A 15,464-nucleotide genomic window follows, 5' to 3' on the forward strand; every position below is an offset into this window, starting at 1 on the left:
ACCGTCGCTAGTTCATGGGCGTACTCATCGCGTACTCATCGAGTGCTCATCGCAATCTCGACCTGCTTTCGACTCGCGAGGTACCTAGCCGCACGGGGTTCCGTGCGGCACGTCTTACCGTGTTGCCTGCTCGGCAACTGTCGTCTGCTCGACGTACTGGCGCAACGCCTTTGTGTCGAGCGGTCCCGGGACGCGCAGTGCCCTCGGGAACGCCCGGCGGCGTACCGCCTGGTCGAGACAGACCGGTGCGGGGTGTACGTACGCACCCCGGCCGGGCAGCGTACCGCGTGGATCAGGGACGCACGCGTCCTTGATCGCTACGATCCGCAGCAGTTCGGCCTTGGCCGCTCGCTCCCGACACCCCACACAGGTGCGTTCAGGGCATGCGCGGGCGCGCGTCCGGCCAGACACTGCTAAGTCTACCTCCCCGTACGCTCCTCACCCCTTTGGGGCAGGATTCGAACAGTTGCCGCGCATGAACCTGTCGTGATCTGAACGGCGCGCGGCTTGGATCTATTCCTCGGAGCCGGCCGCGGCCGGCTCGGTGTCCGGGCGGATGTCGATCCGCCAGCCGGTCAGCCGGGCCGCGAGGCGGGCGTTCTGCCCCTCCTTGCCGATGGCCAGGGACAGCTGGTAGTCGGGCACGGTCACCCGGGCCGACCGGGTCGCCATGTCCACGATCTCCACCTTGGAGACCCGGGCCGGGGACAGCGCGTTCGCCACCATGTCGGCCGGGTCGTCCGACCAGTCCACGATGTCGATCTTCTCACCGTTCAGCTCGGCCATGACGTTGCGTACACGGCCGCCCATGGGGCCGATGCAGGCGCCCTTGGCGTTCAGGCCCGAGCGGGTGGACCGTACGGCGATCTTCGTGCGGTGGCCGGCCTCGCGGGCGATCGCGGAGATCTCCACCGAACCGTCGGCGATCTCCGGCACCTCCAGGGCGAAGAGCTTCTTCACCAGGTTGGGGTGCGTGCGCGACAGGGTGACGGAGGGCCCGCGGACGCCCTTGGCCACCCGGACGACGTAGGAGCGCAGGCGCATGCCGTGCGGGTAGGTCTCGCCCGGCACCTGCTCCTGCACGGGCAGGATGGCCTCCAGCTTGCCGATGTCGACGAGCACGTTCTTCGGGTCGCGGCCCTGCTGGACCACTCCGGTGACGATGTCGCCCTCGCGGCCGGCGTACTCACCGAGCGTCGCGTCGTCCTCGGCGTCGCGCAGGCGCTGCAGGATGACCTGCTTGGCCGTGGTGGCGGCGATGCGGCCGAAACCGGACGGGGTGTCGTCGAACTCGCGGGCCTCCTGGCCCTCCTCGAGGTCGTCGGGGTCCTCCTTCGCCCACACGGTCACATGGCCGGTCTCCCGGTTGAGCTCCACGCGCGCGTGACGGCGGCTTCCCTCGGTGCGGTGGTAGGCGATGAGGAGGGCCGACTCGATCGCCTCGACCAGCAGGTCGAAGGAGATCTCCTTCTCCCGAACCAAGCCCCGCAGGGCGCTCATGTCGATGTCCACGGCTACGCCTCCTCTTCCTTCTTGTCCTTGCGGCTGAACTCGACCTGGACACGCGCCCGGACGACGTCGTCGAAGGCGATCCTGCGCGCGGTGGCCTTGCGGCCCTTCACGCCGGGCACCTCGGTGTCCACACCCTCGTCGTCGACCTTCAGGATCCTGGCGACCAGTTCGTCACCCTCGGCCAGCTGGAACTTCACCAGCCGGTCCGTGGCGCGGACGTAGTGGCGGTGCTCCGAGAGGAGGCGCTCCGCGCCCGGGGTGCCGACCTCGAGGGTGTACTCGCCCTCGCCCATCGCGTCCGTCTCGTCGAGCTTCGCCGAGAGCGCACGGCTCACATCGGCGATCTGGTCCAGGTCGGCGCCCGTGTCCGAGTCGACGACGACGCGCAGCACACGCTTGCGTCCGACGGAGTCCACCTCGATCTCCTCGAGATCCAGGCCCTGGGAGCTGACGAGCGGTTCCAGTAGCTCTCGCAGCCTCTCGCTCTGGGTGGTGCTCATCCGGGTGACTCCTCGGCCGCGTGTGCTGTTGTGGGATGGGTCGCGTGTCTGGTCAAAGGGTATCCGGTCGCGGGGAGTGTTGCCGTCCACCCGGTCACGAACGGTGCCGCTGAGTGATGCCGGACGCAGGCCCGGGTACCGTGATCACGGGCGTGCAGCCCTTGCGGTCCCTTCTCTCTCGAAGTGTTTCTCGAATGTTTCTCGACACGAGCCCCGAGGACGTCTGACGTGCCGTTCCCCCCATCGCCGCGTACCCGCTCGGGGCCGCGCAGAAGGAGTCTGCTCGCCGTCGCCCCGGCGGCCCTCGCCCTCTCGGGCTGCACCGGCGGGGACCCCGGCGGCCCGGCCGGGGACGGTACGGCTGCCGCCGACCGGGCACGCGCGCGTGCGGCGCGCGACAGCGAGGGGCTGGCGGAGCGCTACGACGCGGTGATCGCCGCCCGGCCGGGGCTCACGGGCCTGCTGGGGCCGCTGCGCGAGGAGGTCGTACGGCACGTGCAGGCGTTCGGCGGTGGCCGAAAAGCATCGCCTTCGGCGTCCCCGTCGGCTGCGGTGTCCGCGTCGGCCTCTCCGTCGCCGTCGACGGAGGTGCCGGGGAACGACAAGGACGCCCTCGCCGGGCTCGCCGCGGCGGAGCGGGAGCTCGCCGACCGGCGGGTGAAGGCGCTGGGCGGGGTTCCGGGCGAGCTGGCGCGGCTGCTGGCGTCGGTGGCGGCGGCCGGGACGGCGCATGTGTACCTGCTGACGAAGGGTGACGCGTGAGCGCGGAGAAGGACGGGGAGCTGCGGGCACTGCAGGCCGCGCTGGCGGCCGAGCACGCGGCGGTCTACGGGTACGGCGTCGTCGGCGGGAGGATCGGCGAGGGGCGGCGCACCGAGGCGGCCACGGCGTACGACGCCCACCGGGCGCGCAGGGACGCGCTGGTGCGCGAGGTCAAGGACCTGGGGGGCCGGCCGGTGGCCGCGTCGGCCGGTTACGCACTGCCCTTCCAGGTGCCGGACGCGGCGGCGGCCGTGCGGCTCGCCGCCGAGCTGGAGGACCGGGTGGCCGGGGTGTACGCCGACCTGGTGCGCGCGGCGGGCGGTGGGCGGCGGGCGCTGGCTGCCGAGGCGCTGCGGGAGGCGGCGGTGCGGGCGGTGCGCTGGCGCGGCGAGAGCGTAGCCTTCCCTGGGCTCGCCGAGCGGGCCGGCACGGCCCCGCCCTCGGCGGCGCCGACGGCGTGACCCGCGCAGGGCACGCACCGCGGACAGCACGAAGGGAACGACTCGCGCATGGTTTTCGAACCGCCGAAGCGTCTGGTGAGGGCGCTCGGTGAGACGGCGCCGGACGGTGACGACTGGCTGGAGAAGCTGCCCGAGGCGGCGCAGCAGGCCGTCGCGCTACGCGAGTTGACCGTGGAGCGGGTGCAGGTGCCCGGTGGGCGCAGCAGCCTGGTCGTGCTGGTGCGGGCGGCCGACGGGACGCCCGCCGTGCTCAAGCTGGCGCCGGGCCGGGCCCGTCCGGAGGCGGAGCGGGCCGCGCTCGTGCACTGGGCCGGGCGCGGTGCCGTACAGCTGCTCGAAGCCACGTCGACCGAGGGCGTGCTGCTGCTGGAGCGGCTGCATCCGGATGTGTCGGTGCGGTCGCTGCCGGAGGCGAAGGCGCTGCTGGAGGCGGCGGGAACGCTGCGGCGGCTGTGGGTGGAGCCACCCGCCGACTTCCCCTTCGAGACGGTCGCCGAACGGACCGGGCGGCAGGCCGAGGCGATGCGGGCGCGGGCCCGGGCCGTGCCCGAGGTGGCCGCGCTGGTCGAGCCGGCGCTGGCGGCGCGTGAGGAGTTGCTGGCCGCGCCGCCCGAGCACCGGCTGCTGCACGGCACGTTCCGGCAGAGCAAGGTGCTCGGCGGGGAGCGGATGCCGTGGCTGGCCGTGGGGCCCGACCCGGTGGTCGGCGAGTGCGCCTTCGATCTGGCGCGGCTGGTCCGGGACCGGGTGGAGGACCTGATCGCCCAGCCGTCCGGCCCGGCCACCACCCGGCGGCGGGTGAAGCGGCTCGCCGAGTCCCTCGACGTGGACCAGGAGCGGCTGCGGGGCTGGACGCTGTTCCGGGCCGTGGAGTCGGGCGTGCGGGCGGGGCGGGTCGGGCGGCCGCGGGATGCGGAGTTGTTGCTGGAATTCGCGGGGTGGCTGTAGGGCGCGGAACCGATCGGTGGGGTTCGGGGGACGGACCGCGGACCCGCCCTCCGGTTCGGCCCGACCCGGAACTCGGGATCGGCCCGGCCCGGAACTCGGGATCGGCCCGGGACTCGGGCTCGGCGCGACCCGGAACTCCTGTTAGAGCCGACCCGGGACTCGGGCTCGGCCCGACCCGGAACTCCTGTTAGAGCCGACCCGGAACTCCGGATCGGCCCGACCCGGGACTCGGGCTCGGCCCGGCCCGGGACTCCGGATAGGTCCGGCCCCGAAATCCGTCAGGTTCCTGCTTCGAAGGCCCGAGGGCCCGGGCGGACCGGAGCGGCGTCCGCCCGGCTCTCCCGGGGCTACGCCGTGAGGCGGGCGACGGCCTCCTCGACCGTCAGTTCCTCGCGCTCGCCGGTGCGGCGGTCCTTCAGTTCCACCACGCCGTCGGCCGCGCGCCGGCCGGCCACGAGGATCTGCGGTACGCCGATCAGCTCGGAGTCGGTGAACTTGACGCCCGGGGAGACGCCGGGGCGGTCGTCGACCAGGACTCGGACACCGGCCGCGGCCAGCTTCTGGGAGATGTCCAGGGCCAGTTCGGTCTGGAGGGCCTTGCCGGCGGCGACCACGTGGACGTCGGCCGGGGCGACCTCGGCGGGCCAGCACAGGCCCTTGTCGTCGGCGCTCTGCTCGGCGAGGGCGGCCACCGCGCGGGAGACGCCGATGCCGTAGGAGCCCATGGTGACGCGGACCGGCTTGCCGTTCTGGCCGAGGACGTCGAGCTTCAGGGCGTCGGCGTACTTGCGGCCCAGCTGGAAGATGTGGCCGATCTCGATGGCGCGGTCGAGGACGAGGCCGGTGCCGCACTTGGGGCACGGGTCGCCCTCCTGCACGACGACGGCGTCGACGTACTGGTCGACCTCGAAGTCACGGCCCGCGACGACGTTCTTCGTGTGCGTGCCGGCCTGGTTGGCGCCGGTGATCCAGGCCGTGCCGGGGGCGACGCGCGGGTCGGCGATGTACGTGACCTTGTCCAGGCCCTGCGGTCCGACGTAGCCGCGGACCAGGTCGGGGCGGGCGGCGAAGTCCGTCTCGGTGACCAGCTCGACGGCGGCCGGGGCGAAGTGCGCCTCGACCTTGTCCATGTCGACCTCGCGGTCCCCGGGGACGCCGACGGCGACGATCTCGCCGTCGACCTTCACGAGGAGGTTCTTCAGCGTGGCCGAGGCCGGGACGCCGAGGTGGGCGGCGAGGGTCTCGATGGTCGGGGTGTCGGGGGTCGGGATGTCCTCGGCGGCCGGCACGCCGGAGGCGTCGACGGACGTCAACTCGTACGTGATCGCCTCGGTGTTGGCGGCGAAGTCGCAGTTCGGGCAGTCGGCGAAGGTGTCCTCGCCGGCCTCGGCCGGGGCGAGGAACTCCTCGGACTTGGACCCGCCCATGGCGCCCGCGGTCGCCGCGCAGATGCGGTAGTCGAGGCCGAGGCGCGCGAAGATCTTCTGGTAGGCCTCGCGGTGCAGGGCGTAGGACTTGGCGAGGCCCTCGTCCTCGGTGTCGAAGGAGTAGGAGTCCTTCATGAGGAACTCACGGCCGCGCAGGATGCCGGCGCGGGGGCGGGCCTCGTCGCGGTACTTGTTCTGGATCTGGTAGAGGATGACCGGCAGGTCCTTGTAGGACGACGCCTGGTCCTTCACCAGGAGGGTGAAGATCTCCTCGTGGGTGGGGCCGAGGAGGTAGTCGCCGCCCTTGCGGTCCTGCAGGCGGAACAGCTCGGGGCCGTATTCCTCCCAGCGGCCGGTGGCCTCGTAGGGCTCGCGCGGCAGGATGGCGGGGAGCAGGACCTCCTGGGCGCCTACCGCGTCCATCTCCTCACGGACGATCCGCTCGACGTTGGACAGCACCTTCTTGCCGAGGGGCAGCCAGCTCCAGATGCCGGCGGCGGTGCGGCGTACGTAGCCGGCGCGGACGAGGAGCTTGTGGCTGAGGACCTCGGCGTCGGCCGGGTCGTCGCGCAACGTCTTCGCCAACAACTGGGACATGCGCTGGACCGGTGCGTTTGCCATGGTTCCTCTGCTCCTGCTGCTGGGGGTCCCTCGCTCGAGCGGAGCCGAGAGCGGGGGAAGGTGATGGCAGGAGGTTATCCGGGGGGTGCGCGGCGGTGGAAATCGGTTATCCGCGGCGCAGCGGCAGAGGGGCGCCCATCACCGCGTACGGCTTCGGCGCGCTGGGGAAGAGGACCTGGCGGGCCAGGTCCTGGTAGCCGAGGGAGCGGTAGAGGGCGCGGGCCGGGCTGTCGGTGTCGATCGCGGAGAGGATCGACCGGGGTTCGTCGGCGCCGTCGGTGATCGTGGTGATGAGGGAGCGTCCGAGGCCGCGGTTCTGGTAGGCCGGGTGGACGTGCAGTTCGGTGATCACGAAGGAGTGGTCGAGCCAGGGGTCGTTGCGCAGTGCGCGGAGGTAGGGCTCGACGACGGTGGACCACCAGTGGGTACGGTCGTTGGGCATGCCGTAGACGAAGCCGACGAGCCTGCCGTCGGCTGTGGCGCCGAGGGCTCTCGCCCCCGGGTACGTCATGTGGCGCAGGACGATCTGGCGGCGGACCGCTACCTCGTCCGGGCCCAGGCCGAAGGCCACGGCTTGGACGGCCAGCGCCTCGTCTACGTGGGCGGAGAGGTCGAGTGGGCCGATCACCAGGTCCATGGCGGGGAGCCTACAGGGGGGTTGCCGTTCATGGCCGGGTGCGGGCTCGGACGTGGCTGGTCGCGCAGTTCCCCGCGCCGCTTCGGGGGCGTTCAGAACAGCACGCTCATGAAAGCTCCCACTTCCTCGAAGCCCACCCGCTGGTAGGCCCGCCTGGCCGCGGTGTTGAAGTCGTTGACGTACAGGCTCACGACCGGGGCGACATCGGCGAGGGCGTAGCGCAGGACCGCCGCCATGCCGGGGGCCGCCAGGCCCGTGCCCCGGTGTTCGGGGGCCACCCACACGCCCTGGATCTGGCAGGCGCGGTCCGTCGCGGCGCCGATCTCGGCCTTGAAGACGACCTTGCCGTCCGCGTCGAAGCGGGCGAAGGCGCGGCCGGAGCCGACGAGTTCGGCGACGCGTGCCTGGTAGAGCAGGCCGCCGTCGCCGGCCAGCGGGGAGACGCCGACCTCTTCGGTGAACATGGCCACGCACGCCGGCATGACCGTCTCCATCTCGTCCTTGCGGACGCGACGGACGTAGGGGTCCGGGGTGACGTCGGCCGAGGGGCGGTCGGTGACCATGAGCGGCTGGTGGCGGCGGACGTCGCGGGCCGGGCCCCACTGGGGTTCCAGGAGGCGCCACAGGTCGGAGGTGGCGCCGGAGGGGCCGACGATGGAGGAACAGCGGCGACCGGCCCGGCGGGCGCGGTCGGCGAAGGCGCGGACGGCGCGCGGGCCCGCGCAGATCGGGACCAGGTTGGCGCCGGCGTAGCAGAGGGAGGCGAGTACGCCGTCCTCGTACCAGCCCCACATCTCACCGCCGAGCCGCCACGGGTCGAGTCCGGCGATCTGAACGCGGGACGTCACGAAGGCGTTCGCGACCGGCTCGCGGTCGAGGACGGCGAGCGCGGCGTCCAGGTCGCTCGGTTCGAGGACCCGTGAGGTGGTCTGCGTCAACACGTGCGGGCCTCACGAACTGGGGTTGCTGGTCCCCGCACTATAGCTGCGCTGCTCGGGTGAGACGCCTCGGAGCCCGGGAGCGACGGTAGGAGGGCGTACGCGGGAGCATCGGGGCCGTTCGCGCAGTTCCCCGCGCCCCCGGAAGAGCGGGGCGCGGGCACCGACGTCGCCAAGTGGTCAGCCCGCGACCGCCACCGACGGCTCGCCCGAGGTCACGCCGTCCTTCTCCATCTGCTCGGCCAGCTTCATGGCCTCCTCGATGAGGGTCTCCACGATCTTGGACTCGGGGACGGTCTTGATGACCTCGCCCTTGACGAAGATCTGGCCCTTGCCGTTGCCGGAGGCGACGCCGAGGTCGGCCTCGCGGGCCTCGCCGGGGCCGTTGACGACGCAGCCCATGACGGCGACGCGGAGGGGGACGTCCATGCCGGTGAGGCCGGCCGTCACCTCTTCGGCGAGCTTGTAGACGTCGACCTGGGCGCGGCCGCAGGAGGGGCAGGAGACGATCTCCAGGCCGCGCTCCTTGAGGTTCAGGGACTCCAGGATCTGGATGCCGACCTTGACCTCCTCGGCGGGGGGCGCCGAGAGCGAGACGCGGATCGTGTCGCCGATGCCCTGGGAGAGGAGCGCGCCGAAGGCGACCGCCGACTTGATCGTGCCCTGGAAGGCCGGGCCCGCCTCCGTGACGCCGAGGTGCAGCGGGTAGTCGCACTGGGCGGCGAGCTGCTTGTAGGCCTCGATCATGACGACCGGGTCGTTGTGCTTGACGGAGATCTTGATGTCGCGGAAGTCGTGCTCCTCGAAGAGGGACGCCTCCCACAGGGCCGACTCGACGAGGGCCTCGGGGGTCGCCTTGCCGTACTTCTGGAGCAGGCGCCGGTCGAGGGAGCCGGCGTTGACGCCGATGCGGATCGGGGTGCCGTGGTCCCGGGCCGCCTTCGCGATCTCCTTGACCTTGTCGTCGAACTGCTTGATGTTGCCGGGGTTGACGCGGACGGCGGCGCAGCCCGCCTCGATCGCCGCGAACACGTACTTCGGCTGAAAGTGGATGTCCGCGATCACCGGGATCTGCGACTTGCGCGCGATGGTCGCGAGCGCGTCGGCGTCGTCCTGGGTCGGGCAGGCGACGCGGACGATCTGGCAGCCGGAAGCGGTCAGTTCGGCGATCTGCTGCAGCGTCGCGCCGATGTCCGAGGTGCGCGTCGTGGTCATCGACTGCACCGACACGGGGGCGTCCCCGCCGACGGCCACGGTCCCGACCTGGATCTGGCGGCTCTTCCGGCGCTCGGCGAGCTTGGTCGGAACGGACGGCATGCCGAGAGAAATCGCAGTCATCTGCTGTGCAACCCCAAGTCGTGGATCAAGGTCCGGTCCCGTGAGCAGCGGGCTCCGAGATTCGAGATTACGGCACATGCCTCGGGGCGAGCACATCCCACCCGCCGGGCCACTCGATGGGGGGCGGCCCGGCGAAAAGTCTGCCGGGCCGCCGTGAACGCCGTATGACTAGGAGATTTTCACCGGGTTCACCACGTCCGCGATCAGCACCAGGATCGTGAAGCAGATGAAGATCCCCGCGACGACGTAGGCGACCGGCATGAGCTTCGCCACGTCGAAGGGGCCCGGGTCCGGCCTGCGCAGCACCTTGGCCGTGTTGCGGCGCAGCGACTCCCACAGCGCGCCCGCGATGTGACCGCCGTCGAGCGGCAGCAGCGGGAGCATGTTGAACAGGAACAGCGAGAGGTTGAAGCCGGCGACCAGCATCAGGGCCATGGCCAGCTGCTGGGTGGGCGGGATGTCGAGGGTGAAGATCTCACCGCCGACGCGGGCCGCGCCGACCACGCCCATCGGGGAGTCGGCCTCGCGCGGGGCTCCGTCGAAGGCCGCGTTCCACAGGGCCGGGATCTTGCCGGGGAGGGCGGCGAGGGAGTCGACGGCCTCGCCGATCCGGTCGCCCATCCAGGTCACGGACTCGCCGAAGTCCTGCTTGACCACACCCGTGGCGGCGCTGAAGCCGAGGAATCCGGCCTGGACGTACTGCCCCTGGACGATCTGGCCGCTCGCGTCCTTCCTGGCGACCTGGTTGGTGGCGATCTTCGCGTGCAGGGTGAGGTCCTGGCCCTTGCGGTCGACGACGATCGGCACCTCCTTACCGGGGGTGGCGCGGATCAGGTCGGACAGCTCGTTCCAGTCGTCGGTCTTCACCCCGTTGAAGGAGACGATCTTGTCGCCCGCCTTGAGGCCCGCCGCGGCGGCGGGGGCGGCCGGGTCGCCCTTCCCGCACTTGTCGCGGTTCTCGTTCTGCGCGATGACGCACTGCGAGACCGAGCTGACCGTGGTGGTCTGCTGGGTGATTCCGAAGCCCATCAGGACCGTGAGGAACAGCGCCACCGCCAGGATCAGGTTCATGAAGGGGCCCGCGAACATGACGATCACGCGCTTCCAGGGGGCGCGCGTGTAGAACATGCGCTTCTCGTCGCCCGGCTGGAGTTCCTCGTAGGCGGCGGTGCGGGCGTCCTCGATCATGCCGCGCCACGGGGAGGTGGAGCGGGCTTCCATCCGGCCGTCGGGGCCGGGCGGGAACATGCCGATCATGCGGATGTAGCCGCCGAACGGGATGGCCTTGATGCCGTACTCCGTCTCGCCCTTGTTGCGCGAGAAGATCGTGGGCCCGAAGCCGACCATGTACTGCGGCACACGGATGCCGAAGAGCTTGGCGGTGGACAGGTGCCCCAGCTCGTGCCACGCGATCGAGACGAGCAGGCCGACCGCGAAGAGGACTATGCCGAGGATGAACATCAGGGTCGTCATGCACGGGCCTCCGCCGTCTGTGCCGCCAGTTCCCGGGCCCGGGTCCGCGCCCAGGTCTCCGCTTCGAGGACGTCCGACACGGTGAGCGGAGTTCCCGTACGCGGCGTGCCGTGCTCCTCGACGACCCGGGTGACGGTGTCCATGATCCCGTCGAAGGGCAGTGCCCCCTGACGGAAGGCCTCCACGCTCTCCTCGTTGGCCGCGTTGAACACCGCCGGGGCGGTGCCCGCGAGCTGGCCCACGTGCCGGGCGAGGTTCACCGAGGGGAAGGCCTCGTTGTCGAGCGGGAAGAACTCCCAGGTCGAGGCCTTGCTCCAGTCGAAGGTGGGCGCCGCGTCGGGCACCCGCTCGGGCCAGCCGAGGCCGATGGCGATGGGCCCGCGCATGTCGGGCGGGGTCGCCTGGGCCAGTGTCGATCCATCCGTGAACTCAACCATCGAGTGGACATACGACTGGGGATGCACGACCACCTCAATGCGGTCGAAGGGAATGTCGTAGAGGAGGTGTGCCTCGATGACCTCCAGGCCCTTGTTGACGAGGGTCGCGGAGTTGATCGTGATGACCGGGCCCATGGCCCAGGTGGGGTGGGCGAGGGCGTCCTCGACGGTGACGTTCGCCAGCTCGGCCTTGGTGCGGCCGCGGAAGGGGCCGCCGGAGGCGGTGACGACGAGCTTGCGGACGTCGGCGCGGGTGCCGGCGGCCAGGGCCTGGAAGAGGGCGGCGTGCTCGGAGTCGACCGGGATGATCTGCCCGGGCTTGGCGAGGGCCTTGACCAGCGGCCCGCCGACGATGAGTGACTCCTTGTTCGCCAGCGCGAGGGTGCGGCCCGCCTCCAGGGCGGCCAGGGTCGGGGCGAGTCCGATGGAGCCGGTGATGCCGTTCAGGACGGTGTGGCAGTCGGACGCCGCCAGGTGGGTGGCCGCGTCCGGGCCGGTGAGGAGCTCGGGGAGCGGCTCGCCGGGGCCGTACTGCGCGGTGAGCGCCTCGCGCAGGGCCGGTACGACGTCCTCGCGGGCGACCGCGACCGTCCGCACCCGCAGCCGGTACGCCTGCTCGGCGAGGAGGGCGATCCGGCCGCCGTTGGCCGAGAGGCCGGTGACCCGGAACCGGTCGGGGTTGCGCAGCACGAGGTCGATGGCCTGGGTGCCGATGGACCCGGTGGAGCCGAGGATCACCACGTCCTTGGGGCCGTCGCCCGCCACGGGGTCGTAGACGAGGTGCGGATCGGCGAGGGGGGCTGGACTGTCGCTCATTGCTCCATTGTTGCCGTAAGGCCGGTGTGTGAGGACAGCGCATCCCCTTCCCGGGGGCGCGCGCCACACCTGTGCACGCCCCCGGGAGGGCCGGACCTATCGGATCGGCCGGTGGACGTTCTCCTTCCGGGACGGCCCCGGTGTCGCGTCCGCGATCCAGGGACCCTCGCCCGACGGGTCGACGATGCCCTGCTCCAGCCACTCGTACGTGCCGGACAGGACGCCCTTGACGACCTTGCGGTCGAGGTGGTCGGTGTTGGTCCACAGGCGGGTGAAGAGTTCCTCGATCCGGATGCGGGACTGGCGGCAGAAGACGTCGGCCAGCTGGTAGGCCTCGCGGCCGTGGTCGCCCTGGCCGCGCAGGAGCTCCGCCCGCACGCAGGACGCGCTCATGGCGAACAGTTCGGCGCCGATGTCGACGATCCGGCCGAGGAAGCCCTGCTTGGACTCCATCCGGCCCTGCCAGCGGGACATGGCGTAGAAGGTGGAGCGGGCGAGCTTGCGGGCGGTGCGCTCGACGTAGCGCAGGTGGCCGGAGAGGTCCACGTCGTGTCTGAACTCGCCGTAGGAGGCGGGGAGCTGACCGGGGCCGGCGACCAGTTTCGGCAGCCACTTGGCGTAGAAGACGCCCGCGTTCGCGCCGGCCCTGGCCTTGTCGCCCAGGGACTTCCCGGGGTCGATGAGGTCACCGGCGACCGACAGGTGGGCGTCGACGGCCTCGCGCGCGATCAGCAGGTGCATGATCTCGGTGGAGCCCTCGAAGATGCGGTTGATGCGCAGGTCGCGCAGCAGCTGCTCGGCCGGGACACCGCGCTCGCCGCGGGCCCGCAGGGAGTCGGCCGTCTCGAATCCGCGGCCCCCGCGGATCTGGACCAGCTCGTCGGCCATCGTCCAGGCCATCTCGGAGGCGTACAGCTTGGCGAGGGCGCCTTCGATGCGGATGTCGTTGCGGTCCTCGTCGGCCATCTGGGAGGCCAGGTCGGTCACGGCCTCCAGGGCGAAGGTGGTGGCCGCGATGAAGGAGATCTTGGAGCCGACCGCCTCGTGGTGCGCGACGGGCTTGCCCCACTGCTCGCGGGCCGCCGTCCACTCCCGGGCGATCTTCAGGCACCATTTGCCGGCCGCGACGCAGGAGGCCGGCAGCGACAGGCGCCCGGTGTTGAGGGTGGTCAGGGCGATCTTCAGGCCCTGGCCCTCCTCGCCGACGCGGTTGGCGGCGGGGACGCGGACCTGGTGGAAGCGGGTGACGCCGTTCTCGATGCCGCGCAGGCCCATGAAGGCGTTGCGGTTCTCGACGGTGACGCCCGGCGAGTTCGTCTCGACGACGAAGGCGGTGATGCCGCCGCGGTGGCCCTCGCTCTTCGGGACCCGGGCCATGACGACCAGCAGGTCGGCGACGACGCCGTTGGTGGTCCACAGCTTCACGCCGTCCAGGACGTAGTCGTCGCCGTCCGGGATCGCCGTGGTGGCCAGGCGCGCCGGGTCGGAGCCGACGTCGGGTTCGGTGAGCAGGAAGGCGCTGATGTCCGTACGGGCGCAGCGCGGCAGGAAGCGCTCCCGCTGCTCCTGGGTGCCGAACAGCTTCAGGGGCTGGGGCACGCCGATCGACTGGTGCGCGGAGAGCAGCACGCCGATCGCGGGGCTCGCGGAGCCGGCCAGGGCGAGCGCCTTGTTGTAGTACACCTGCCCGAGGCCGAGGCCGCCGTACTTGGTGTCGATCTTCATGCCGAAGGCGCCGAGCTCCTTCAGCCCGTCGATCACCTCGTCGGGGATCCGGGCCTCGCGCTCGATGAGGGCCCCGTCGACCTTGGTCTCGACGAAGTCGCGGAGCTTGGCGAGGAACTCCTCGCCGCGCTCGGCCGCCTCGCCGGCCGGGAGGGGGTGGGGGTGGATGAGGTCGAGCCGGAAGCGGCCGAGGAACAGCTCCTTGGCGAAGCTGGGCTTGCGCCAGTGCTGTTCCCGGGCGGCCTCCGCCACCTCACGGGCCTCCCGCTCGGTGACGGCGGGACGGGACGAAGGAGTGGTGGAAGCGGACATGAGGGGCACCTCGCCGCAACTAGAAGATGGAGGACCGTTTCGTTACCGACCAGTGCTACTGGATCGTTGGTACCCGAATCCGGACGCTCCCACCAGTCCTCGCGCGTCCGTTCAGCCGAAGGGGGGCCGAGCACCCCCGGCACTTGTCGCGCGCCTGACGACGGTGTTGCATCGAAGTGCCGTCCCGGTGGCGGCTCCGGTCCCGCGAGGGCTTCGGCGAAATCCGCATCGAAGCGCTTCGACGACCTATGGACACCCACACCTGCTGGGGCTACTGTCGAACCACCCTCACACCCCTTACTCATCAACGCGCACTGTCGAAGCGCTTCACAAAGAACTTGGAGAGCTGGATGGTCACCCTCGCCGAGGTCGCCCAGCACGCCGGAGTCTCGGCGAGCACGGTGAGCTATGTCCTCAGCGGCAAGCGGTCCATCTCCGCGAACACCCGGCAGCGGGTCGAGCGGAGCATCCGCGAGCTCGGGTACCACCCGAACGCCGGGGCCCGCGCCCTGGCCAGCAGCAAGTCGAACATCATCGCGCTCATGGTCCCGCTGCGCACGGACATGTACGTGCCGGTGATGATGGAGATCGCCATCGCCGTGGCGACCTCCGCCCGCGCCCACGGGTACGACGTGCTGCTGCTCACCGGCGAGGAGGGCCCCGACGCGGTGCGCCGCGTATCCGGCAGCGGGCTCGCCGACGGCATGATCCTCATGGACGTCGAACTCGACGACGAGCGGCTGCCCTTGCTGCGCGCGACGGACCAGCCGTCCGTGCTGATGGGGCTGCCCGCCGACACTTCGGGTCTGACCTGCGTCGATCTGGACTTCTGGGCGACGGGCGCGCTGTGCGTGGAGCACCTGGCCAAGCAGGGGCACCAGGACATCGCCGTCATCGGGGAGGCCCCGGCCGTCTACGAGCGGCACACGGGCTTCGCCGAGCGCACCCTCGAGGGGCTCAGGTCGCGTTCCGCCGAACTGGGCGTCCGGCTGCTGCACCGGCCGTGCGAGGGCGGGTACGACGCGATGGCGGTCACCCTCGCCCGGATCCTCGACGAACGCCCCGGCACCTCGGGCCTGATCGTGCAGAACGAGTCGGCGGTCGAGCCGCTGCTCGCGCTGTTGCGGCAGCAGGGCCGGGCCGTGCCGGAGGACGTGTCGGTGGTCGCGATCTGCCCCGACCAGGTCGCGACGCAGGCCTCGGTGCGGCTCACGTCGGTGGCCATCCCCGCGCAGGAGATGGGCCGGCACGCGGTGGACCACCTGGTCGCCAAGCTAGAGGGGCGCGGCAGCGACGAGGTCGTGCTGATCGCGCCCGAGCTGACGGTACGGGGGAGCACGGGCCCGGCACCGAGCCGGCCGCGGCACCGATAAGCACGACCGGGCACGACCAGCACTGCCGGTACCGCCACGCAACCCTTGGCGCGACGGCCGTGGGCACGGCCGTCGTGAGCACCCATGCCCCCGGCCGCCTCGAAGTCACACCGGCCTCGCGCATCGCACGCCTCGAACACGCCCCTCAGGGCACCCCCATGTCCGCACTCCTCCAGGAGCACAG

General features: G+C 71.4%; 14 protein-coding genes. 4 read left to right on the forward strand and 10 right to left on the reverse strand.

Translation table 11 applies throughout. From position 1 onward, the window contains the following. Positions 1 to 114 precede the first annotated feature (114 nt). From ACFCXS_RS04105 to rimP, 3 genes are all read right to left on the reverse strand, one after another. A complete protein-coding gene (locus tag ACFCXS_RS04105; protein ID WP_078955822.1) occupies positions 115 to 411 on the reverse strand; it encodes a YlxR family protein in 297 nt (98 codons plus the stop codon). A 102-nt stretch (positions 412 to 513) separates the two neighbouring features. Next, a complete protein-coding gene (gene nusA, locus ACFCXS_RS04110; protein WP_376641539.1) occupies positions 514 to 1,512 on the reverse strand; it encodes a transcription termination factor NusA in 999 nt (332 codons plus the stop codon). A 2-nt stretch (positions 1,513 to 1,514) separates the two neighbouring features. Then, positions 1,515 to 2,012, reverse strand: coding sequence for a ribosome maturation factor RimP (rimP, locus tag ACFCXS_RS04115; protein ID WP_376641540.1), 498 nt, complete (start codon positions 2,010 to 2,012; stop codon positions 1,515 to 1,517). 228 nt (positions 2,013 to 2,240) lie between these two features. On the opposite strand from rimP, the gene ACFCXS_RS04120 reads away from it, so the two are divergent. Genes ACFCXS_RS04120 through ACFCXS_RS04130 form a run of 3 tightly spaced genes read left to right on the forward strand, consistent with a single transcriptional unit; the run spans position 2,241 to position 4,183 of the window. Beyond that, complete coding sequence (locus ACFCXS_RS04120) at positions 2,241 to 2,774, forward strand: hypothetical protein (RefSeq protein ID WP_376641541.1); 534 nt, start codon at positions 2,241 to 2,243, stop codon at positions 2,772 to 2,774. Beyond that, positions 2,771 to 3,235, forward strand: a complete 465-nt coding sequence (locus ACFCXS_RS04125) for a ferritin-like domain-containing protein (protein ID WP_376641542.1) — start codon at positions 2,771 to 2,773, stop codon at positions 3,233 to 3,235. The genes ACFCXS_RS04120 and ACFCXS_RS04125 overlap by 4 nt, the downstream gene beginning before the upstream one ends. A 48-nt stretch (positions 3,236 to 3,283) precedes the next feature. Next, entirely contained in the window at positions 3,284 to 4,183 is a 900-nt protein-coding gene (locus ACFCXS_RS04130; protein ID WP_376641543.1) for an aminoglycoside phosphotransferase family protein, read from the forward strand. 347 nt (positions 4,184 to 4,530) lie between these two features. Here ACFCXS_RS04130 and ACFCXS_RS04135 read toward each other — a convergent pair whose 3' ends face one another. The 7 genes from ACFCXS_RS04135 to ACFCXS_RS04165 form a co-directional block, all read right to left on the reverse strand. Further along, positions 4,531 to 6,231, reverse strand: coding sequence for a proline--tRNA ligase (locus tag ACFCXS_RS04135; protein WP_376641544.1), 1,701 nt, complete (start codon positions 6,229 to 6,231; stop codon positions 4,531 to 4,533). A gap of 106 nt (positions 6,232 to 6,337) precedes the next feature. Beyond that, entirely contained in the window at positions 6,338 to 6,868 is a 531-nt protein-coding gene (locus ACFCXS_RS04140; RefSeq protein WP_376641545.1) for a GNAT family N-acetyltransferase, read from the reverse strand. 92 nt (positions 6,869 to 6,960) lie between these two features. Further along, a complete protein-coding gene (locus tag ACFCXS_RS04145) occupies positions 6,961 to 7,809 on the reverse strand; it encodes a GNAT family N-acetyltransferase (protein WP_376641546.1) in 849 nt (282 codons plus the stop codon). A 177-nt stretch (positions 7,810 to 7,986) separates the two neighbouring features. Beyond that, entirely contained in the window at positions 7,987 to 9,144 is a 1,158-nt protein-coding gene (ispG, locus tag ACFCXS_RS04150; protein ID WP_376641547.1) for a flavodoxin-dependent (E)-4-hydroxy-3-methylbut-2-enyl-diphosphate synthase, read from the reverse strand. 168 nt (positions 9,145 to 9,312) lie between these two features. Beyond that, a complete protein-coding gene (locus tag ACFCXS_RS04155; protein ID WP_376641982.1) occupies positions 9,313 to 10,605 on the reverse strand; it encodes an RIP metalloprotease in 1,293 nt (430 codons plus the stop codon). A gap of 8 nt (positions 10,606 to 10,613) precedes the next feature. Next, positions 10,614 to 11,870 (reverse strand): 1-deoxy-D-xylulose-5-phosphate reductoisomerase, encoded by a 1,257-nt coding sequence (gene dxr, locus ACFCXS_RS04160; RefSeq protein ID WP_376641548.1) that lies wholly within the window; start codon positions 11,868 to 11,870, stop codon positions 10,614 to 10,616. A gap of 96 nt (positions 11,871 to 11,966) precedes the next feature. Further along, positions 11,967 to 13,907 carry an acyl-CoA dehydrogenase family protein gene (locus ACFCXS_RS04165; protein ID WP_376641549.1) on the reverse strand — a complete coding sequence of 647 codons (1,941 nt, stop codon included), beginning with the start codon at positions 13,905 to 13,907 and terminating at the stop codon, positions 11,967 to 11,969. Between the two features lie 350 nt (positions 13,908 to 14,257). Between ACFCXS_RS04165 and ACFCXS_RS04170 the strand changes: the two genes are divergently transcribed. After that, positions 14,258 to 15,280 (forward strand): LacI family DNA-binding transcriptional regulator, encoded by a 1,023-nt coding sequence (locus ACFCXS_RS04170; RefSeq protein ID WP_376641983.1) that lies wholly within the window; start codon positions 14,258 to 14,260, stop codon positions 15,278 to 15,280. Positions 15,281 to 15,464: the final 184 nt, after the last annotated feature.

It is taken from the genome of Streptomyces sp. NPDC056373, from assembly GCF_042262425.1.
Classification (GTDB): Bacteria; Actinomycetota; Actinomycetes; order Streptomycetales; family Streptomycetaceae; genus Streptomyces.

What these genes read in the sequence shown, in the direction of transcription:
- rimP (WP_376641540.1), bottom strand. Translation starts at nt 2,012, where the DNA reads ATGAGCACCACCCAGAGCGAGAGGCTGCGAGAGCTACTGGAACCGCTC.
- ACFCXS_RS04130 (WP_376641543.1), top strand. Translation starts at nt 3,284, where the DNA reads ATGGTTTTCGAACCGCCGAAGCGTCTGGTGAGGGCGCTCGGTGAGACG.
- ACFCXS_RS04135 (WP_376641544.1), bottom strand. Translation starts at nt 6,231, where the DNA reads ATGGCAAACGCACCGGTCCAGCGCATGTCCCAGTTGTTGGCGAAGACG.
- ACFCXS_RS04140 (WP_376641545.1), bottom strand. Translation starts at nt 6,868, where the DNA reads ATGGACCTGGTGATCGGCCCACTCGACCTCTCCGCCCACGTAGACGAG.
- ispG (WP_376641547.1), bottom strand. Translation starts at nt 9,144, where the DNA reads ATGACTGCGATTTCTCTCGGCATGCCGTCCGTTCCGACCAAGCTCGCC.
- ACFCXS_RS04155 (WP_376641982.1), bottom strand. Translation starts at nt 10,605, where the DNA reads ATGTTCATCCTCGGCATAGTCCTCTTCGCGGTCGGCCTGCTCGTCTCG.
- dxr (WP_376641548.1), bottom strand. Translation starts at nt 11,870, where the DNA reads ATGAGCGACAGTCCAGCCCCCCTCGCCGATCCGCACCTCGTCTACGAC.
- ACFCXS_RS04165 (WP_376641549.1), bottom strand. Translation starts at nt 13,907, where the DNA reads ATGTCCGCTTCCACCACTCCTTCGTCCCGTCCCGCCGTCACCGAGCGG.
- ACFCXS_RS04170 (WP_376641983.1), top strand. Translation starts at nt 14,258, where the DNA reads ATGGTCACCCTCGCCGAGGTCGCCCAGCACGCCGGAGTCTCGGCGAGC.